Origin of the sequence: Micromonospora sp. C28SCA-DRY-2, from assembly GCF_030519475.1 — a bacterium.
Classification (GTDB): domain Bacteria; phylum Actinomycetota; class Actinomycetes; order Mycobacteriales; family Micromonosporaceae; genus Micromonospora.
On record NZ_JAUMKD010000005.1, the window covers coordinates 128,618 to 147,033 of the forward strand.

The window sequence follows — 18,416 nt, forward strand, 5'->3', positions numbered from 1 at the left end:
GCCGGTTCGCCGCGCGGGCCGCCGCCGTGGTCAGCGCTGCCGGTCCCGGCGCTGCGTCGACGCCTGGCGCAGCCGCTCGTACCAGGCGGGCGTGGTGGCCGGGTCGAAGATCCGGGCGATCACCAGGTCGGTCGAGGAGTGCGCCAGGATCGACAGCACGATGGTCAGCGCCACCAGGTGGAAGACCTCGTCCCCGGCCGGGATGCCGGCCTCCAGCACCAGCAGGCCGTAGACCACCGAGGCGAAGCCCTTCGGGCCGAACCACATCGCGGCGAACTGCTCGGTGCGGGTCAGGTGCGAGCCCAGGAACGACACGGCCAGGGCGAGCGGCCGGGCCGCCACGATGGCGAGCACCGCGAAGATCCAGCCGGTCCAGGCGATCTCGCCGAGGAACTCGAACGAGATCAGCGCGCCGAAGACCAGCAGCGCGACCAGCTTGAACAGCTCCGCGACCAGCTCGCCGAAGTGCTCGAAGCTTTCCCGCTGCCGCTGGCCGAAGGTGGCCACCGTGACGCCGGCGGCGAACGCGGCGAGGAACAGGTTGGCGTGGGTGACCTGGCCGAGCGCCAGCACCAGCAGGCCGATCGCCACCCCGTTCAGCGGCTCGTACTGGGTGGAGGCGGAGAAGAACCGCAACCGCTCCAGCCGCAGCGCCAGCCACGGCACCGCCACCCCGATCACCACGCCGAGCAGCAGTTCCATGCCCAGCTCGTCGAGGTGCAGGTCGCCGGAGCCGGCGGCCACGGCCAGGAAGAGGATGACGAACGGCAGCGCCAGCCCGTCGTTGACCCCGGACTCGACGTTGAGCAGGTGCCGCAGTCGGCCGGGCACCCGCTCGTTGCCGACCAGCGCGGCCGCGAACACCGGGTCGGTGGGAGCGAGGATCGCCCCCACCAGTAGCGCCTCCGGCCAGTCCAGCCCCGCCACGTAGTGGGCCAGCAGCGCGGTGATCAGCAGGGTCAGCGGCAGCCCCCAGCCCAGCGCCCGGCCGGGCAGCCGCCAGGCCGACCGCAGGTCGGCCCAGCCGACCCGCATGCCGTCGGTGAAGAGCACCGTGAACAGCGCCAGCTCGGCGAGGGTCGACACGATCGGGGTGTCGGGCGTGATGTCCAGCACCCCGGTGGTCTCCGGGCCCAGCACGAAGCCGGCGACCAGGAACAGCACGGCGGTGGAGAGGATGGTGCGGTGCGCCAGGCTGGAGAGCAGCACGGCGAGCAGCAGGACGGCCGCGAACGCGAAGAGCAGCACCGGTGACTCCCGAGGAAGGGTCGATGAGGGACCTGCCGACCAGACTTCCCGGCGCGCCGCCATGATCGTACGGGTTCGTCGTGCGACGTGGTGCCCGGCGGGGCGCCGTCCGCTGGGCGGGACGCGGCGGGCGCGCCGTCGCGGCGACCACCGGCCGTGACAGACTGAGCGCTGTGTTGCGCTGGTTGACTGCAGGTGAGTCGCACGGTCCCGCCCTCGTCGCGCTGCTCGAGGGGGTGCCCGCCGGGGTCGAGGTGACCACCGGCGAGATCGCCGGCGAGCTGGCCCGGCGCCGGCTCGGCTACGGCCGGGGCGCCCGGATGTCGTTCGAGCAGGACGAGGTCGAGATCATCGGCGGGCTCCGGCACGGCGCCACCCTGGGCAGCCCGGTGGCCATCCGGGTCGGCAACTCCGAGTGGCCCAAGTGGCAGACGGTGATGGCCGCCGACCCGGTCGACCCGGCGGAACTCGCCGGGCAGGCCCGCAACGCCCCGCTGACCCGGCCCCGCCCCGGCCACGCCGACCTGGCCGGCATGCAGAAGTACGGCCACACCGACGCCCGGCCGATCCTGGAGCGGGCCAGCGCCCGGGAGACCGCCGCCCGGGTCGCCGTCGGCACCGTGGCGAAGGCGCTGGTGCGGCAGGCGCTCGGCGTCGAGATCGTCTCGCACGTGGTCGAGCTGGGCCCGGTCGCGGTGAAGCCGGGGCTGCGGCCCCGCCCCGAGGACGCCGCCCGGATCGACGCCGACCCGCTGCGCTGCCTCGACCCGGAGGCCAGCGCCCGGATGGTGGCCGAGGTCGACGCCGCGAAGAAGGCCGCCGACACGCTCGGCGGCGTGGTCGAGGTGCTGGCGTACGGGGTGCCGCCGGGGCTGGGCAGCCACGTGCAGTGGGACCGCAAGCTGGACGCCCGGCTGGCCGCCGCGCTGATGTCCATCCAGGCCATCAAGGGGGTCGAGATCGGCGACGGCTGGCAGCAGGCCCGCTCCCGCGGCTCGGAGGCACACGACGAGATCATCCCCACCGCCACCGGCGTGCGGCGGGTCACCGACCGGGCGGGCGGGCTGGAGGGCGGCATCACCACCGGCGAGCCGCTGCGGGTGAAGGCGGCGATGAAGCCGATCTCGTCGCTGAACCGGGCGCTGGCCACCGTGGACGTGACCACCGGCGAGCCGGCCACCGCGATCAACCAGCGCTCGGACGTCTGCGCGGTGCCCGCCGCCGCGGTGGTCGCCGAGGCGATGGTGGCCCTGGTGCTGGCCGAGGCGGCGGTGGAGAAGTTCGGCGGCGACTCGGTCGCCGAGATGCGCCGCAACCTGGCCGGCTACCTCGATTCCCTGGTGATCCGGTGAGCGGCCGGAGCGTGACCCGGTGACGGGGACGACGCGGCCGGTGTGCGTGCTGGTCGGGGCGCCGGGGTCCGGCAAGACCACTGTCGGCCGGGCGCTCGCCGACGCCCTCGGGGTGGAGTTCCGGGACACCGACGCCGACATCGAGCAGCTCGCCGGCAAGCCGATCCCGGAGATCTTCGTCGACGAGGGGGAGGCGCACTTCCGTACCCTCGAACGGGCGGCGGTGGCGGCGGCGCTGGCTTCCTGCTCCGGCGTGCTCGCCCTCGGCGGCGGCGCGGTCCTCGCCGAGGAGAACCGGGCCGCGCTGATCGGGCACCCGGTGGTGCACCTCTCGGTCGAGCTGCCGGACGCGGTGAAGCGGGTCGGGCTCGGCGCGGGCCGCCCGTTGCTGGCGCTCAACCCGCGGGCCACCCTCAAGCACCTGATGGAGCAGCGCCGCCCGCTCTACGCGGAGGCGGCGACCGCGACGGTGGTCACCGACGGGCGGAGCCCGGAGGAGATCGCCGCCGAGATCGTCGCGTTGCTCAAGCGCTGACCGGCGGTCGCCGGCCCGACGGGCGGGCCGGCGACCGCGCGGGTCAGCTGTGGGCGATGGTGTCGAGCACCGTGGCGAGGCCCTTCGGCTCGCTGAGCATCGGCCAGTGGCCGGTGGGCAGGGCGTGCAGCTGGCCACCGGCCAGCCCGGCGAAGAACGGGTGTCCCTGCGCGATCATCTCCTCCACCATCGGCAGCGGGAACGTGCTGGCGACCAGCGCGGTCGGCACCGCCCGCCCGCCGGTGCGCCGCACCGGCTCGGTGGCGGCCCGCAGCGGGTGCGGGGTGGCCCGGGCCCGCAGCAGCGCGAGCGCCGCGTCGTCCAGGCCGGCCAGGTTCTCCGGGTCCGCCGCCGGGTCCCAGGCCGGCGGCGGCAGCAGGTGCCCGTCGCCGATCTGCGCGCGCAGCCGCTCCTGCTCCTCCGGCGGGTTGCTGTCGAACTGGGACATCCCGTCGGGCATCGGCCCGCTCTCCACGTAGACCACCCGGGCGATCCGGTCCGGGATCCGGTCCGCGGCCTGGGTCACCGGCAGGCCGCCGCCGGAGTGCCCGACCAGCAGCACGTCGCGCAGGTCCTCCACCTCGATCAGCCGGACGATGTCGGTGGTGTGCGTCTCCAGGCCCACCTCCGGCCCGGCCAGGTGGGCCCGTTCGGCCACCCCGGTCAGCGTGACCGGGTAGACCTCGTGGCCCTGGCCGCGCAGCGTGGCGGCCACCTCCCGCCACGCCCAACCACCCAACCAGAACCCCGGCACCAGCACGAACGTCGCCATCTCGATCTTCCTCTCTCGTGACTCCCGGATAGCGTACGATCGAATCCGGACGACTTCCGCCCGGTTTTTAGGAGTGTCCCGTGTCACATCCCGCCGGTCGGGTGCTCGGGCTGCTGGAGCTGCTGCAGAGCCACCACCGGCTGACCGGCGCCGAGCTGGCCGCCCGTCTCGGCGTCGACGAGCGGACCGTGCGCCGCTACGCCACCACGCTGGCCGACCTCGGCATCCCGGTGACCGCCGACCGGGGCCGGTACGGCGGCTACCGGCTGCGCCCCGGCTACAAGCTCCCGCCGCTGATGCTCACCGACGACGAGGCGGTGGCCGTGCTGCTCGGCCTGGTCGCCGCCGAACGGCTCGGGCTGGGCACCGAGGAACCGGCCACCGCCACCGCGCTCGCCAAGATCCGCCGGGTGCTGCCGCCGACGCTCGCCGACCGGCTCGCGGCCGTCCAGGAGCACCTCGGCTTCACCCTGCGCCGCGCCGACCCGGCGGTCCGCCCGGCCACCGGGACGCTGCTCGCCCTGGCCGCGGCGGCCCGGCAGCGGCGCCGGGTGCGGCTGGACTACCGCTCCTACGCCGGCGCCGCGTCCCGCCGCCGGCTGGACCCGTACGGGCTGGTCTTCCACGCCGGCCGCTGGTACGTCACCGGCCACGACCACCTCCGGGCCGAGGTGCGCACCTTCCGGCTGGACCGGATCGGCGAGGTGGTGGCGGAGGCGGAGACCTTCGAGGTGCCGGCCGGGTTCGACCCGGTGGCCCAGGTGACCCGCTCGCTGGCCGGGGTGCCGTACGCGCACGACGTCGAGGTGCTGCTGGAGACCGACCCGGACACCGCCCGGCGCCGGATCCCGCCCAGCGTGGGCGAGCTGACGCCCACCGCCGACGGGGTGCTGCTGCGTACCCGGGCGGAGCGGCTGGACGGGATGGCCCACCTGCTCGCCGGGCTGGGCTGGCCGTTCACCGTGCTGCGCCCGGACGCGCTGCGCGACGCGGTGACCGAGCACGCCCGCCGGCTGGCCGACTGGGCGGGCCGGTCAGCCGGCTGAGGCCGGCAGGGGAGCCCGGGCGTGCCGGGGCTCCGGCCGCCAGGTGACCAGCAGCGCCAGGGCGAGCAGCAGCTCGGCCAGGTCACCGCCGTAGTACATGACCGTCGCGGCGGCGCGCAGCTCGGCCGCCGGGGCGGTGACCTCCACCAGCAGGCCGGCGTAGAGGAGCTGGGCGAGGGTGGCGTGCCCGGCCACCGCGACGCCGAGCACGACCAGCCGGACCGGCACCCGCGCGCGGTGCGGACCCGGGTCCGGGCCGGCGATCGCCCAGGTGAAGAGGTAGCCGCTGAGCAGGAAGTGCAGCAGCACCAGGTGGTGCAGGACCGGGTGGGTCAGCGTGGCCCGGTACAGCGGGGTCAGATAGAGCACGTAGAGCCCGCCCACGGTCAGCAGCAGGCCGGTCACCGGATGGGTGAGCACGCCCACCGCCGGGCGGCGCAACAGGCGGACCACCGCGCGTCCGGCGCGCCGGTCGACGACCCGCAGCGCCAGGGTGGCCGGCGCGCCCAGCGCCAGGCCGAGCGGCGCGAGCATGCCCAGCAGGAGGTGCTGCCACATGTGCGCGGCGAGGCCGTGCCCGGGCAGCGCCAGCGCGACGGCGGCCGCCGCCGCGCCCGCGCCGAAGCTCGCCGTCCGCCAGTGGCTCCACCCGGCGCGGTCGGCGGCCCGCTGGCGCAGGGCCGCCGCCAGGTAGACCCAGAAGAGCACCGGCGGTACGAGCAGCAGCGGCCCGATGGCGAGCCCGGGTCCGGCGTGCTCGGGGGTCATCGCCGGTCGTCGGCGCAGAGGTCCACCACGGTGCCCCGCCGCTGCACCAGCCAGCCGACCGCGATCAGCACCACGCCGAGGGCCAGGAAGCCCAGGTCCCACCAGGTCTGGTGCGGGCCGGCGCGGACGTGGTGGATGCCGAGCAGGTGGTGGTCGACGATCCCCTCGACCAGGTTGAACAGGCCCCAACCGACCAGCGCCCAGCCCCACAGCACCGGCGAGCGCCACAGCCGGCCCCGGGACCGGGTGACCCGCGAGTACAGCATGGCGAGGCCGGTGAGCACGGCCACCCAGGTCACCACGTGGAAGATGCCGTCCCACAGGGTGTTCATCTCCAGTCCCGCGACGGTGTCCACCGGATACGGCCGGATGCCGACGTTGTCCGTGTCGGTGCTGCTGAGCAGGTGGTGCCACTGGAGTACCTGGTGCAGCAGGATGCCGTCGACGAAGCCGCCCAGCCCGACCCCGAGGACGGTGGCGGGCAGCCGGATGTCTCCGCCGTCCAGGGTGGTTCTCGCCATCGGGCACCTCCGCGGGGTTCGGTTGGGCACTCGTTGCCCGGCGCGAACCGGACTAAACGCGCGGACGGCTCGGCGGTCACCTGGTGGACAGCCCGGCCCGGCGGCCGGCTCGCTCGACTAGGCTGCCGGCGATGGACGAGGTGACCCGGATCCCGGTCGGCGGCGAGCGCCCGTACGACGTACTGGTGGGACGCGACCTGCTCGACCCGCCGTCGCGGCTGCTGCCCGGGGCGACCCGGGTGGCGCTGCTGCACACGGCCCCGGTCAAGGCGCTGGCCGACGCGCTCGGGGAGCGGCTGCGCGCCGCCGGCGTGCGGCCGCTGCCGATCGAGGTGCCGGACGCCGAGGCGGCCAAGCAGATCGAGGTGGCCGCCGCCTGCTGGGACCGGCTGGGCGAGGCCGGGTTCACCCGGGACGACGGGGTGGTCGGGATCGGCGGCGGCGCGGTCACCGACCTGGCCGGGTTCGTCGCGGCCTGCTGGCTGCGGGGGGTGCGCTGGGTGCCGGTGGCCACCTCGCTGCTGGGCATGGTCGACGCCGCGGTGGGCGGCAAGACCGGGATCAACACCGCGGCCGGCAAGAACCTGGTCGGCGCCTTCCACCCACCGGCCGGGGTGGTCTGCGACCTGTCCACCCTGGACAGCCTGCCGCCGGCCGAACTGGCCGCCGGGATGGCCGAGGTGGTCAAGTGCGGCTTCATCGCCGACCCGGTGATCCTGGAACTGGTGGAGCGGGATCCGGCGGCCGCCGTCGACCCGACCGGCCCGGTGGCCCGCGAGCTGATCGAGCGGGCGATCCGGGTCAAGGCCGGCGTGGTCTCCGGCGACCTGCGCGAGTCCGGAGTGCGCGAGGTGCTCAACTACGGCCACACCCTGGCGCACGCCATCGAGAAGGTGGAGGGTTACCGCTGGCGGCACGGGCACGCGGTCGCCGTCGGCCTGGTCTACGCCGGCGAGCTGGCCCGGCTCGCCGGCCGGCTCGACGAGGCCACCGCGCGGCGGCACCGCACCGCCGTGGCGGCGCTCGGCCTGCCCACCGGCTACCGGGCGGACGCCTGGCCGGAGCTGCTGGCCACCATGCGGGTGGACAAGAAGGCCCGGGGCGACCGGCTGCGCTTCGTGGTGCTCGACGGGCTGGCCCGACCGGCGATCCTGGAGGGCCCCGACGACGAGCTGCTGCACGCCGCCTACCGCGAGGTGGCCCGGTGAGGGTGTACGTGCTCAACGGGCCCAACCTGGGCCGGCTCGGCACCCGCGAGCCGGAGGTCTACGGCGCCACCACCTACGCCGACCTGGTGGCGCTCTGCGAGGCGACCGGCCGGGACCTGGGCCTGGACGTGACGGTGCGGCAGACCGACGCCGAGCACGAGCTGCTCGGCTGGCTGCACGCGGCCGCCGCCGAGGGGGCCGCCGTGGTGCTCAACCCGGCCGCCTGGTCGCACTACTCGTACGCGGTCCGGGACGCCTGCTCGATGCTGCGCGGGCCGCTGGTCGAGGTGCACATCTCCAACATCCACGCCCGGGAGGAGTTCCGGCACCACTCGGTGGTCTCCGCGGTGGCCACCGGGGTGATCTGCGGCCTGGGCGTCGACGGCTACCGGCTGGCCCTGCACCACCTGGCCTCCCGCCTCGGCTGACGAGCGGCGGGCCCGGCCGGGTCGGTCACCGTGCTGGCCCGGTGAGCGTGGCCGTGCGACGGTCGCCGTGCGGCGGGCTGGCGGGTGGGCGGCAGCGGGCGACGGGGGTCACCGCAGCTAGTAGACTTTGCAGGTCTGTCCGCCAATTGATGATCAAGGCAGGAAATGGCCACCACCAACGACCTGAAGAACGGCCTGGTACTCAACCTCGACGGGGAGCTCTGGTCCGTCGTCGAGTTCCAGCACGTCAAGCCCGGTAAGGGTGGTGCGTTCGTGCGTACCACGCTGAAGAACGTGCTCTCCGGCAAGGTCGTCGACAAGACCTTCAACGCGGGCACCAAGGTCGAGACCGCGACCGTCGACAAGCGCACCATGCAGTACCTCTACGCCGACGGCGAGGACTACGTCTTCATGGATCTGGAGACCTTCGACCAGATCACCGTCCCCGGCGGCACCGTCGGCGAGGCGGCCAACTACCTGCTGCCCGAGGCCGAGGCGACGGTGGCCACCCACGAGGGCGTCCCGCTCTACGTCGAACTGCCCACCAGCGTGGTGCTCGAGGTCACCTACACCGAGCCGGGCCTGCAGGGCGACCGCTCGACCGGCGGCAACAAGCCGGCCACCGTCGAGACCGGCGCGACCGTGCAGGTGCCGCTCTTCATCACCACCGGCGAGAAGATCAAGGTCGACACCCGCGACGGCCGTTACCTCGGCCGCGCCTGATGGCCGAGGGTCCCAAGCAGCAGATGCCGGCGCGCCGCAAGGCGCGCAAGCGGGCGTTGGACGTGCTCTACGAGGCCGATCTGCGCGACCGGCCGCCGGTGGAGGTGCTCGCCGGCTACCTCGAGCGGATCGAGAAGCCCCGCCCCGAGCACCTGGGCTACGCGGTGGGCCTGGTCGAGGGCGTCGCCGACCACCTCGACCGGATCGACGAGCTGATCGCGAGCTACGCCGAGGGCTGGACGCTGGACCGGATGCCGGCGGTCGACCGCAACCTGGCCCGGATCGCCGTCTACGAGCTGCTCTACGTCGACGAGATCGACGACCCGGTGGCGATCAGCGAGGCGGTGGAGCTGGCCCGGCAGATGTCGACCGACGACTCCCCGCGCTTCCTCAACGGCCTGCTCGGCCGGATCGCCGAGTACGCCACCCGCTGACCGCCCCCGCGGCGCGACGCGCGAAAGCGACACCGGACACGAAAGGGCCCGTGCCGTCCGGCACGGGCCCTTTCGGTGCGACAGCTCTCAGGAGGCGAAGAACGCCCGCGGGTCGGCGACCAGCACGCCGTGCTCGGTCAGCCGCTCGATCAGGCCGGACGGCGAGGCGTCGTAGACGATCGCCAGCGCGCGCAGGTCGTCGGCGCGGATGGAGAGCACCCGGCCGTTGTAGTCACCGCGCTGCTGCTGGATGGCACGGGCGTACCGGGCGACGTAGGCCAGGTCCTCCGAGGCCTCGTCGTAGAGCCGCTCCAGGTCGAGGACGATCTTGCTGGTCGGCTCGTGCCGCACCCCGCTGCCGTCGGGCAGCAGCTCCGAGACGGGAACTCGGTAGAAGTCGGCCAGCTCGGCCAGCCGGGACACCGTGACGGCCCGGTCGCCGCGCTCGTACGAGCCGACCACCACCGCCTTCCACCGCCCGTTCGACTTCTCCTCCACACCCTGCAGGGACAGGCCCTGCTGCTGGCGGATGGAGCGCAGGCGGGCGCCCAGCGACTTGGCGTATTCAGAGGGCATTCGGACACTCCCAGTGCTGCTCGGGGTTCTCCCAGCTATCGCTACGGAGCGTGACGGTACGGGGATTGCGACACCTGGTCAAGTGGTCGTGACCTTCCCGTTGGGTACGCCGGGGGAGTTATCCCCATTTCGCCGGGCTGACCAGGTGCTCAGTGGCCGGCGGCGGTCCGGCCCGTGACCACTGGTAACGTGGCTGAAGCCCCGCGCCGGGCCGGGTACGGTCCGGCGGGAGGATCCGACGTCCTTTAACGACCCGTCCCGTGAGGCGGGGAAGGAGGTCCGCCGTGGCCTACCCACCGGCTGCCCAGTCACCGACCGCCCGACAACCCTCGGTGAAGGTGATCCTCACCAGCGCCGACGTCCAGCGGGTGGTCGACCGGATCGCCCACCAGATCCTGGAGAAGACCCAGGGCGCCGCCGACACCGTCCTGCTCGGCATCCCCACCCGGGGCGCCCCGCTGGCGAAGCGGCTCGCCGCCCGGATCAGCACCTTCGAGGACGTGACCGTCCCGGTCGGCGTGCTGGACATCACTCTCTACCGCGACGACCTGCGCCGGCACGCCACCCGCGCGGTCGGCCCCACCCAGCTGCCGGCCGGCGGGATCGACGGCAAGCGGGTCGTCCTCGTCGACGACGTGCTCTTCTCCGGGCGTACCGTGCGGGCCGCCCTGGACGCGCTCAACGACGTGGGCCGCCCGGCCTCGGTGCAGCTCGCCGTCCTGGTCGACCGCGGCCACCGGGAACTGCCGATCCGCGCCGACTACGTGGGCAAGAACATCCCGACCTCGCTCGCCGAGAGCGTCAAGGTCACCCTCGCCGAGACCGACGGCGCCGACGAGGTCAAGCTGTACGGGGGGACCCCCGCGTGATCAGGCACCTGCTCTCCGGCGGCGACCTGGACGCCGCCACCGCCACCCAGATCCTGGACACCGCCGCCGAGATGGCCACCGTGGCCGGCCGCGAGGTCAAGAAGCTCCCCGCGCTGCGCGGCCGGACAGTGGTCAACCTCTTCTACGAGGACTCCACCCGGACCCGGATCTCCTTCGAGGCGGCGGCGAAGCGGCTCAGCGCCGACGTGATCAACTTCTCCGCCAAGGGGTCCAGCGTGGCCAAGGGCGAGAGCCTGAAGGACACCGCGCTGACCCTGCAGGCGATGGGCGCCGACGCGGTGGTGGTGCGCCACCCCGCCTCCGGCGCCGCGCACCGGCTCGCCAACTGGGTCGACGGCTCGGTGGTCAACGCCGGCGACGGCACCCACGAGCACCCCACCCAGGCGCTGCTGGACGCGTACACCATGCGGGCCCGGCTGGGCCGGCTGGCCGGCCTGTCGGTCGCGGTGGTCGGGGACGTGCTGCACAGCCGGGTGGCCCGCTCCAACGTGCTGCTGCTGTCCACCCTCGGCGCCAAGGTGACCCTGGTCGGGCCGCCGACGCTGATCCCGGTCGACATCGCGCAGGCGCTCGCGCCCGGCACCGGGGTCTGCTACGACCTGGACACGGTGCTGCCCACCTCGGACGTGGTGATGATGCTGCGGGTGCAGCGGGAGCGGATGAACGACTCCTACTTCCCGTCCGCCCGCGAGTACGCCCGCCGCTACGGGCTGGACGGCCCGCGGATGCGCCGGCTGCCCGAGCACGCGATCGTCATGCACCCCGGCCCGATGAACCGGGGCATGGAGATCACGCCCGAGGTGGCCGACTCGCCCCGCTCCACCATCGTCGAACAGGTCGCCAACGGGGTCTCCGTCCGGATGGCCGTCCTCTATCTGCTGCTCGGGGGGAACAACTCATGACCGCGTACCTGGTCAAGGGGGTCAGCGTGGTGGGGGCCGCGCCGACCGACCTGCTGATCCGCGACGGCGTCGTGGCCGAGGTCGGCGCCGACCTGGCCGCCGACGGCGCCACCGTGCTCGACGCGACCGGCCTGGTGGCCCTGCCCGGCCTGGTCGACCTGCACACCCACCTGCGCGAGCCGGGCCGGGAGGACGCCGAGACCGTGGAGTCCGGCTCCCGGGCCGCCGCCCTGGGCGGCTACACGGCGGTCTGCGCGATGGCCAACACCTCACCGGTCGCCGACACCGCCGGCGTGGTCGAGCAGGTCTGGCGGCTCGGCCGGGAGGCCGGGCTGGTCGACGTGCAGCCGATCGGCGCGGTCACCGTCGGGCTGGCCGGCGAGCGGCTGGCCGAACTCGGCGCGATGGCCGACTCGGCGGCCCGGGTGCGGATCTTCTCCGACGACGGGCACTGCGTGGCCGACCCGAAGCTGATGCGCCGGGCGCTGGAGTACGTCAAGGCGTTCGACGGGATCATCGCCCAGCACGCCGAGGAGCCACGGCTCACCGAGGGCGCGCAGATGCACGAGGGGGAGGTCTCCACCCGGCTCGGGCTGACCGGCTGGCCGGCGGTCGCCGAGGAGGCGATCATCGCCCGGGACGTGCTGCTGGCCGAGCACGTCGGCAGCCGGCTGCACGTCTGCCACGTCTCCACCGCCGGCAGCGTCGAGGTGCTGCGGCACGCCAAGGCCCGCGGGGTCCGGGTCACCGCCGAGGTGACCCCGCACCACCTGCTGCTCACCGACGAGCGCGCCGAGACCTACGACCCGGTCTACAAGGTCAACCCGCCGCTGCGCACCGGCGCCGACGTCGCCGCGCTGCGCGCCGCGCTGGCCGACGGCGTGATCGACATCATCGCCACCGACCACGCCCCGCACGCGGTGGAGGACAAGGAGTGCGAGTGGGCGTACGCCCGGCCGGGCATGCTCGGTCTGGAGACGGCGCTGTCCATCGCGCTCGACGTGCTCGGCCCCGAGTGGGACCTGATCGCCGAGCGGATGTCGCGCACCCCGGCCCGGATCGCCGGCCTGGAGGGGCACGGCCTCGACCCGGCGCCCGGCGTGCCGGCCAACCTGACCCTGGTCGACCCGGCCGCCCGCCGGGTGATCGAGCCGGCCGAGCTGGCCAGCCGCAGTCGCAACACCCCGTACGCCCGCATGACGCTGCCGGGTCGCATCGTGGCGACCTTCCTGCGCGGCGAGCCGACGGTCCTGGACGGAAAGGCTGTCAAGTGATCCGAACGAGGAGTGCAGCGGAGCGGAGCCCCGCGGTCCGGAGCGAGGGAGGCGCGGCGTGAAGCGGCGATCGGCGATCCTCGTCCTCGAGGACGGGCGGACCTTCCACGGCGAGGCGTACGGCAGCGTCGGGGAGACCTTCGGCGAGGCGGTCTTCAACACCGGCATGACCGGCTACCAGGAGACCCTGACCGACCCGTCCTACCACCGGCAGGTGGTGGTGCAGACCGCCCCGCACATCGGCAACACCGGGGTCAACGGCGAGGACGACGAGTCCGACCGGATCTGGGTGGCCGGCTACGTGGTCCGCGACCCGGCCCGGATCGGCTCGAACTGGCGGGCCACCGGCGGGCTGGAGGACCGGCTCGCCACCGAGGGCGTGGTCGGCATCAGCGGGGTGGACACCCGGGCGCTGACCCGGCACCTGCGCGAGCGCGGCGCGATGCGGGTCGGCGTCTCCAGCGTGGAGACCGACCCCCGGGCGCTGCTGGCCCGGGTCCGGCAGTCCTCGCAGATGGTCGGCGCCGACCTCTCCGCCGAGGTGACCACCGCCAAGCCGTACGTGGTCGCGGCCGAGGGGGAGCACCGCTACACGGTGGCCGCACTGGACCTGGGGATCAAGCGCAACGTGCCGCGCCGGCTGGCCGCGCGCGGGGTCACCACGCACGTGCTGCCCGCCGGCTCCACCATCGACGACCTGCTGGCCACCGGCGCCGACGCGGTCTTCTTCTCGCCCGGCCCCGGCGACCCGGCCACCGCTGACGGCCCGGTCGCGCTGGCCCGGGAGGTGCTGCGCCGGCGGGTGCCGCTGTTCGGCATCTGCTTCGGCAGCCAGATCCTCGGCCGGGCGCTGGGCTTCGGCACCTACAAGCTCGGCTACGGCCACCGCGGGATCAACCAGCCGGTGCTCGACCGGGCCACCGGCAAGGTCGAGGTGACCAGCCACAACCACGGCTTCGCGGTCGCCTGGCCGGGCCGCGAACAGGAGCTCGGTGCGGCCGAGGTGCCGGAGCCGGGCCGACGGCCCGGCTTGGTCGTACCCGACCAGGTGATCGAGACCGAGTTCGGCGGCGTCCAGGTCAGTCACGTCTGCCTCAATGACAACGTGGTCGAGGGGCTGCGGGCGAAGGACGTGCCCGCCTTCACCGTCCAGTACCACCCGGAGGCGGCGGCCGGTCCGCACGACGCGGACTACCTGTTCGACCGCTTCGCCGAGCTCATCGAGGGGCGCACCGATGCCTAAGCGGACCGACCTCAAGCACGTCCTGGTGATCGGCTCCGGGCCGATCGTGATCGGGCAGGCCTGCGAGTTCGACTACTCCGGCACCCAGGCCTGCCGGGTGCTGCGCCGCGAGGGCATCCGGGTCAGCCTGGTCAACTCCAACCCGGCGACGATCATGACCGACCCGGAGTTCGCCGACGCCACGTACGTCGAGCCGATCACCCCGGAGTTCGTCGAGCTGGTCATCGCCAAGGAGCGGCCGGACGCGATCCTGCCCACCCTGGGCGGGCAGACCGCGCTGAACACCGCGGTCGCCCTGCACGAGTCCGGCGTGCTGGAGAAGTACGGCGTCGAGCTGATCGGCGCGAACATCGACGCGATCAACCGCGGCGAGGACCGGCAGCTGTTCAAGGACATCGTGGCCAAGGCCGGCGTCCGGCTGGGCCTCGACGACCCGGCCGGGCTGGTGCCCCGGTCCCGGGTCTGCCACTCGATGGCGGAGGTCGAGGCCACCGTCGCCGAGCTGGGCCTGCCGGTGGTGATCCGGCCGTCGTTCACCATGGGCGGCCTCGGCTCCGGCATGGCGCACACCCCGGAGGAGCTGGCCCGGATCGCCGGTGACGGCCTCGCCGCGAGCCCGGTGCACGAGGTGCTGATCGAGGAGAGCGTGCTCGGCTGGAAGGAGTACGAGCTCGAACTCATGCGCGACCGCCACGACAACGTGGTGGTGGTCTGCTCGATCGAGAACCTAGACCCGATGGGCGTGCACACCGGCGACAGCGTCACCGTCGCCCCGGCGATGACCCTCACCGACCGGGAGTACCAGCGCCTGCGCGACCTGGGCATCGCGGTGCTGCGCGAGGTCGGGGTGGACACCGGCGGCTGCAACATCCAGTTCGCGATCAACCCGGCCGACGGGCGGATCGTGGTGATCGAGATGAACCCGCGGGTCTCCCGCTCCTCGGCGCTGGCCTCCAAGGCGACCGGCTTCCCGATCGCGAAGATCGCCGCGAAGCTGGCCATCGGCTACACCCTGGACGAGATCCCCAACGACATCACCCTGAAGACCCCGGCGGCGTTCGAGCCGGCGCTGGACTACGTGGTGGTGAAGATCCCGCGGTTCGCGTTCGAGAAGTTCCCCGGCGCCGACCCGGAGCTGACCACCACCATGAAGTCGGTCGGCGAGGCGATGAGCCTGGGCCGCAACTTCACCGAGGCGCTGAACAAGGCGATGCGCTCGATGGAGACCGCGGCGGCCGGGTTCTGGACCCGGCCCGACCCGGCCGGGGCGACCAAGGAGAACACCCTCGCCGCGCTGCGGACGCCGCACGACGGCCGGCTCTACACGGTGGAGCGGGCGCTGCGGCTGGGCGCGTCGATCGCCGAGGTCGCCACCGCCTCCGGCGGCATCGACCCGTGGTTCCTGGACCAGATCGCCGCCCTGGTCGAGCTGCGCGCCGAGATCGTCGCCGCGCCGGTGCTCGACGCCGACCTGCTGCGCCGGGCGAAGCGGGCCGGGCTGTCCGACCGGCAGCTGGCGGCGCTGCGTCCGGAGCTGGCGGCCGAGGACGGGGTCCGCACGCTGCGGCACCGGCTCGACATCCGGCCGGTCTACAAGACGGTGGACACCTGCGCGGCCGAGTTCGCCGCCACCACGCCCTACCACTACTCCTCGTACGACTCGGAGACCGAGGTGGTCGGCTCGGCCCGGCCCAAGGTGATGATCCTCGGCTCCGGGCCGAACCGGATCGGGCAGGGCATCGAGTTCGACTACTCCTGCGTGCACGCGGTGATGGCGCTGCGCACCGCGCCGGTCGCCGGCGCGGCCGGGTCCGGCGGGGTCGGCTTCGAGACAGTGATGGTCAACTGCAACCCGGAGACCGTCTCCACCGACTACGACACCGCCGACCGGCTCTACTTCGAGCCGCTCACCTTCGAGGACGTGCTGGAGGTCTGGCACGCCGAGGACGCCTCCGGCAAGGCGGCCGGCGGTCCGGGCGTGATCGGGGTGATCGTGCAGCTCGGCGGGCAGACCCCGCTCGGGTTGGCCCAGCGGCTGAAGAACGCCGGGGTGCCGGTGGTCGGCACCTCCCCGGAGTCGATCCACCTGGCCGAGGAGCGGGGCGCGTTCGGCGCGGTGCTGGCCCGGGCCGGGCTGCGCGCGCCGGCGCACGGCATGGCCACCTCGTACGACGAGGCGAAGGCGATCGCCGACGAGATCGGCTATCCGGTGCTGGTGCGCCCGTCGTACGTGCTGGGCGGCCGGGGCATGGAGATCGTCTACGACGACGCCACCCTGCGCGACTACATCGGCCGGGCCACCGCGATCTCGCCGGACCACCCGGTGCTGGTGGACCGCTTCCTCGACGACGCCATCGAGATCGACGTGGACGCGCTCTGCGACGCCGACGGCGAGGTCTACCTCGGCGGGGTGATGGAGCACATCGAGGAGGCCGGCATCCACTCCGGCGACTCGTCCTGCGCGCTGCCGCCGATCACCCTGGCCGGCTCGCACCTGGCCGAGGTCCGCCGGTACACCGAGGCGATCGCCCGGGGGATCGGCGTACGCGGCCTGCTCAACGTCCAGTACGCGCTCAAGGACGACGTGCTCTACGTGCTGGAGGCGAACCCGCGGGCGTCCCGGACGGTGCCGTTCGTCTCGAAGGCCACGGCGGTGCCGCTGGCGAAGGCGGCCGCCCGGATCGCGCTCGGCGCCACCATCGCCGAGCTGCGCGCCGAGGGGCTGCTCCCGGCCACCGGGGACGGCGGCTCGATGCCGCCGGACGCCCCGATCGCGGTGAAGGAGGCGGTGCTGCCGTTCAAGCGGTTCCGCACCCCCACCGGCAAGGGGGTGGACTCGCTGCTCGGCCCGGAGATGAAGTCGACCGGTGAGGTGATGGGCATCGACACCGCCTTCGGGCACGCCTTCGCCAAGAGCCAGTCCGCCGCGTACGGCTCGCTGCCGACCGGCGGGAAGATCTTCGTCTCGGTGGCCAACCGGGACAAGCGCGGCATGATCTTCCCGGTGAAGCGCCTGGCCGACCTCGGCTTCGAGATCGTCGCCACCACCGGCACCGCCGAGGTGCTGCGCCGGCACGGCATCGCCTGCGAGCAGATCCGCAAGCACTACGAGGCCGGCGCGGGCGAGGACGCGGTGTCGCTGATCCTCGGCGGCGACGTGGCGCTGGTGATCAACACGCCGCAGGGCTCGGGCGCCAGCGCCCGGTCGGACGGCTACGAGATCCGCAGCGCCGCGGTCACCGCCGACATCCCGTGCATCACCACCGTGCCCGGCGCGGCCGCCGCCGTGATGGGCATCGAGGCCCGGATCCGCGGCGACATGCAGGTCCGCCCGCTCCAGGAACTGCACGCCGCGCTGCGGGCCGAGCAGTGATCTTCGAGCGGGCGGTGCGGCCGGCGCTGTTCCGGATCGGGGACGGGGACGCCGAGGCGGCGCACGAGTGGACGCTGCGCCGGCTGGCGGGACTCTCCCGCCGGCCGGCGGCGCTGGCCGCGCTGCGCGCCCGGTACGCCGTCCGGGCGCCGCGCACCGTGTTCGGCGTCGAGTTCCCCAACCCCGTCGGGCTGGCCGCCGGGATGGACAAGAACGGCGTCGCGCTGCCCGCCTGGCCGGCGCTGGGCTTCGGTTTCGTGGAGGTCGGCACGGTCACCGCGCACCCGCAGCCGGGCAATCCCCGGCCCCGGCTGTTCCGGCTGCGCGACAGCGAGGCGGTGGTCAACCGGATGGGCTTCAACAACGCCGGCGCCGAGGCCCTCGCGGCCCGGCTGGCGGCGCTGCCCCGCCCGCTGGGCGTGCCGCTGGGCATCTCGCTGGGCAAGTCCAAGGTGACCCCGCTGGACGAGGCGGTGGCGGACTACCAGGCGTCCTACCGGGCGCTGCGCGGGCACGGCGACTACTTCGCGGTCAACGTCTCCTCGCCGAACACCCCCGGGCTGCGGGCGTTGCAGGACCGGGCGCACCTGGACGCGCTGCTCGCCGCGCTGGTGGGGGAGAAGCCGGTGCTGGTGAAGATCGCCCCGGACCTGACGGAGCCGGCCATCGCCGAGCTGCTGGAGGTCTGCCTGGCCCGGGGCGCGGCCGGGGTGATCGCCACCAACACCACCCTGGCCCGGGACGGGCTGGCCCCGGCGGACCGGGCGCGCGGCGCGGAGACCGGCGGGCTCTCCGGCCGGCCGCTGGCCGACCGGGCCCGGCGGGTGGTCGCCTTCGTGCACCGGGAGACCGGCGGGCGGCTGCCGATCATCGGCGTCGGCGGCATCGTCGACCCCGACGGCGCGGCCCGGATGTTCGACGCCGGCGCCGCCCTGGTCCAGCTCTACACCGGCTTCATCTACCGCGGCCCGGCGCTGGTCCGCGCCGCCGCCCGCACCCGCGCCTCCGCCGCCGCCCTGTCCCCGACCCCGTGACGCCGCCCCGGCGATCGTGCACCTTCCGCCCCGGCGGGTGCCGTCTACCGGACGAAACACGGGCCACAACCGCGCGATTCGCGGCGAGC

18 protein-coding genes are annotated in these 18,416 nt (G+C 73.9%); 13 read left to right on the forward strand and 5 right to left on the reverse strand.

Features of this window, described 5'->3' with window-relative positions:
- Positions 1–30: 30 nt before the first annotated feature.
- Positions 31–1,311 (reverse strand): sodium:proton antiporter, encoded by a 1,281-nt coding sequence (locus Q3W71_RS21300; RefSeq protein WP_302921143.1) that lies wholly within the window; start codon positions 1,309–1,311, stop codon positions 31–33.
- 110 nt (positions 1,312–1,421) lie between these two features.
- Here Q3W71_RS21300 and aroC point away from each other — a divergent pair, with 110 nt between their 5' ends.
- Both aroC and Q3W71_RS21310 read left to right on the forward strand, forming a co-directional pair.
- A complete protein-coding gene (gene aroC / locus Q3W71_RS21305; protein ID WP_302921144.1) occupies positions 1,422–2,600 on the forward strand; it encodes a chorismate synthase in 1,179 nt (392 codons plus the stop codon).
- A 19-nt stretch (positions 2,601–2,619) separates the two neighbouring features.
- Positions 2,620–3,135, forward strand: coding sequence for a shikimate kinase (locus Q3W71_RS21310; protein ID WP_302921145.1), 516 nt, complete (start codon positions 2,620–2,622; stop codon positions 3,133–3,135).
- A 43-nt stretch (positions 3,136–3,178) separates the two neighbouring features.
- Here the strand turns inward: Q3W71_RS21310 and Q3W71_RS21315 are convergent, their stop codons facing one another.
- Positions 3,179–3,907: an alpha/beta fold hydrolase gene (locus Q3W71_RS21315; RefSeq protein ID WP_302921146.1), complete on the reverse strand. Its 729-nt coding sequence runs from the start codon at positions 3,905–3,907 to the stop codon at positions 3,179–3,181.
- Between the two features lie 80 nt (positions 3,908–3,987).
- On the opposite strand from Q3W71_RS21315, the gene Q3W71_RS21320 reads away from it, so the two are divergent.
- The gene (locus Q3W71_RS21320; protein ID WP_302921147.1) at positions 3,988–4,953 is read left to right on the forward strand and encodes a YafY family protein; all 966 of its coding nucleotides are present in this window, start codon (positions 3,988–3,990) and stop codon (positions 4,951–4,953) included.
- On the opposite strand, the gene Q3W71_RS21325 is transcribed toward Q3W71_RS21320, so the two are convergent.
- Both Q3W71_RS21325 and Q3W71_RS21330 read right to left on the reverse strand, forming a co-directional pair.
- On the reverse strand, positions 4,942–5,721 hold the full coding sequence (locus Q3W71_RS21325; protein WP_302921148.1) for a cytochrome c oxidase assembly protein: 780 nt from the start codon (positions 5,719–5,721) through the stop codon (positions 4,942–4,944). The two genes, Q3W71_RS21320 and Q3W71_RS21325, sit on opposite strands and share 12 nt — an antisense overlap.
- The gene (locus Q3W71_RS21330; RefSeq protein WP_302921149.1) at positions 5,718–6,242 is read right to left on the reverse strand and encodes a DUF2243 domain-containing protein; all 525 of its coding nucleotides are present in this window, start codon (positions 6,240–6,242) and stop codon (positions 5,718–5,720) included. Before Q3W71_RS21330 ends, Q3W71_RS21325 begins: the two co-directional genes overlap by 4 nt.
- 131 nt (positions 6,243–6,373) lie before the next feature.
- Between Q3W71_RS21330 and aroB the strand changes: the two genes are divergently transcribed.
- From aroB to nusB, 4 genes are all read left to right on the forward strand, one after another.
- Positions 6,374–7,450: a 3-dehydroquinate synthase gene (aroB, locus tag Q3W71_RS21335; protein WP_302921150.1), complete on the forward strand. Its 1,077-nt coding sequence runs from the start codon at positions 6,374–6,376 to the stop codon at positions 7,448–7,450.
- Complete coding sequence (aroQ, locus tag Q3W71_RS21340) at positions 7,447–7,878, forward strand: type II 3-dehydroquinate dehydratase (RefSeq protein WP_302921151.1); 432 nt, start codon at positions 7,447–7,449, stop codon at positions 7,876–7,878. Before aroB ends, aroQ begins: the two co-directional genes overlap by 4 nt.
- 165 nt (positions 7,879–8,043) lie before the next feature.
- Entirely contained in the window at positions 8,044–8,601 is a 558-nt protein-coding gene (gene efp, locus Q3W71_RS21345) for an elongation factor P (RefSeq protein ID WP_132388869.1), read from the forward strand.
- Between the two features lie 23 nt (positions 8,602–8,624).
- A complete protein-coding gene (nusB, locus tag Q3W71_RS21350; RefSeq protein WP_302921462.1) occupies positions 8,625–9,035 on the forward strand; it encodes a transcription antitermination factor NusB in 411 nt (136 codons plus the stop codon).
- A gap of 87 nt (positions 9,036–9,122) precedes the next feature.
- On the opposite strand, the gene Q3W71_RS21355 is transcribed toward nusB, so the two are convergent.
- Positions 9,123–9,611, reverse strand: coding sequence for a transcriptional regulator (locus Q3W71_RS21355; RefSeq protein ID WP_013285505.1), 489 nt, complete (start codon positions 9,609–9,611; stop codon positions 9,123–9,125).
- A gap of 284 nt (positions 9,612–9,895) precedes the next feature.
- Between Q3W71_RS21355 and pyrR the strand changes: the two genes are divergently transcribed.
- From pyrR to Q3W71_RS21385, 6 genes are read left to right on the forward strand one after another with little or no spacing between them, the layout of a single operon-like run.
- Entirely contained in the window at positions 9,896–10,480 is a 585-nt protein-coding gene (pyrR, locus tag Q3W71_RS21360) for a bifunctional pyr operon transcriptional regulator/uracil phosphoribosyltransferase PyrR (RefSeq protein WP_088994805.1), read from the forward strand.
- On the forward strand, positions 10,477–11,403 hold the full coding sequence (locus Q3W71_RS21365) for an aspartate carbamoyltransferase catalytic subunit (protein WP_088994804.1): 927 nt from the start codon (positions 10,477–10,479) through the stop codon (positions 11,401–11,403). Before pyrR ends, Q3W71_RS21365 begins: the two co-directional genes overlap by 4 nt.
- On the forward strand, positions 11,400–12,677 hold the full coding sequence (locus Q3W71_RS21370; RefSeq protein ID WP_302921152.1) for a dihydroorotase: 1,278 nt from the start codon (positions 11,400–11,402) through the stop codon (positions 12,675–12,677). Before Q3W71_RS21365 ends, Q3W71_RS21370 begins: the two co-directional genes overlap by 4 nt.
- Before the next feature lie 58 nt (positions 12,678–12,735).
- Positions 12,736–13,920 carry a glutamine-hydrolyzing carbamoyl-phosphate synthase small subunit gene (carA, locus tag Q3W71_RS21375; protein ID WP_302921153.1) on the forward strand — a complete coding sequence of 395 codons (1,185 nt, stop codon included), beginning with the start codon at positions 12,736–12,738 and terminating at the stop codon, positions 13,918–13,920.
- Positions 13,913–17,293 carry a carbamoyl-phosphate synthase large subunit gene (carB, locus tag Q3W71_RS21380; protein WP_302921154.1) on the forward strand — a complete coding sequence of 1,127 codons (3,381 nt, stop codon included), beginning with the start codon at positions 13,913–13,915 and terminating at the stop codon, positions 17,291–17,293. The genes carA and carB overlap by 8 nt, the downstream gene beginning before the upstream one ends.
- Positions 17,290–18,327 carry a quinone-dependent dihydroorotate dehydrogenase gene (locus Q3W71_RS21385; RefSeq protein WP_302921155.1) on the forward strand — a complete coding sequence of 346 codons (1,038 nt, stop codon included), beginning with the start codon at positions 17,290–17,292 and terminating at the stop codon, positions 18,325–18,327. Before carB ends, Q3W71_RS21385 begins: the two co-directional genes overlap by 4 nt.
- Positions 18,328–18,416: the final 89 nt, after the last annotated feature.

Bases quoted from the DNA above. Each gene is read 5' to 3' on its own strand.
- Q3W71_RS21370 (WP_302921152.1), top strand. From the start codon at position 11,400: ATGACCGCGTACCTGGTCAAGGGGGTCAGCGTGGTGGGGGCCGCGCCG.
- Q3W71_RS21300 (WP_302921143.1), bottom strand. From the start codon at position 1,311: ATGGCGGCGCGCCGGGAAGTCTGGTCGGCAGGTCCCTCATCGACCCTT.
- nusB (WP_302921462.1), top strand. From the start codon at position 8,625: ATGCCGGCGCGCCGCAAGGCGCGCAAGCGGGCGTTGGACGTGCTCTAC.
- Q3W71_RS21315 (WP_302921146.1), bottom strand. From the start codon at position 3,907: ATGGCGACGTTCGTGCTGGTGCCGGGGTTCTGGTTGGGTGGTTGGGCG.
- efp (WP_132388869.1), top strand. From the start codon at position 8,044: ATGGCCACCACCAACGACCTGAAGAACGGCCTGGTACTCAACCTCGAC.
- Q3W71_RS21330 (WP_302921149.1), bottom strand. From the start codon at position 6,242: ATGGCGAGAACCACCCTGGACGGCGGAGACATCCGGCTGCCCGCCACC.
- Q3W71_RS21325 (WP_302921148.1), bottom strand. From the start codon at position 5,721: ATGACCCCCGAGCACGCCGGACCCGGGCTCGCCATCGGGCCGCTGCTG.
- aroB (WP_302921150.1), top strand. From the start codon at position 6,374: ATGGACGAGGTGACCCGGATCCCGGTCGGCGGCGAGCGCCCGTACGAC.
- Q3W71_RS21355 (WP_013285505.1), bottom strand. From the start codon at position 9,611: ATGCCCTCTGAATACGCCAAGTCGCTGGGCGCCCGCCTGCGCTCCATC.
- carB (WP_302921154.1), top strand. From the start codon at position 13,913: ATGCCTAAGCGGACCGACCTCAAGCACGTCCTGGTGATCGGCTCCGGG.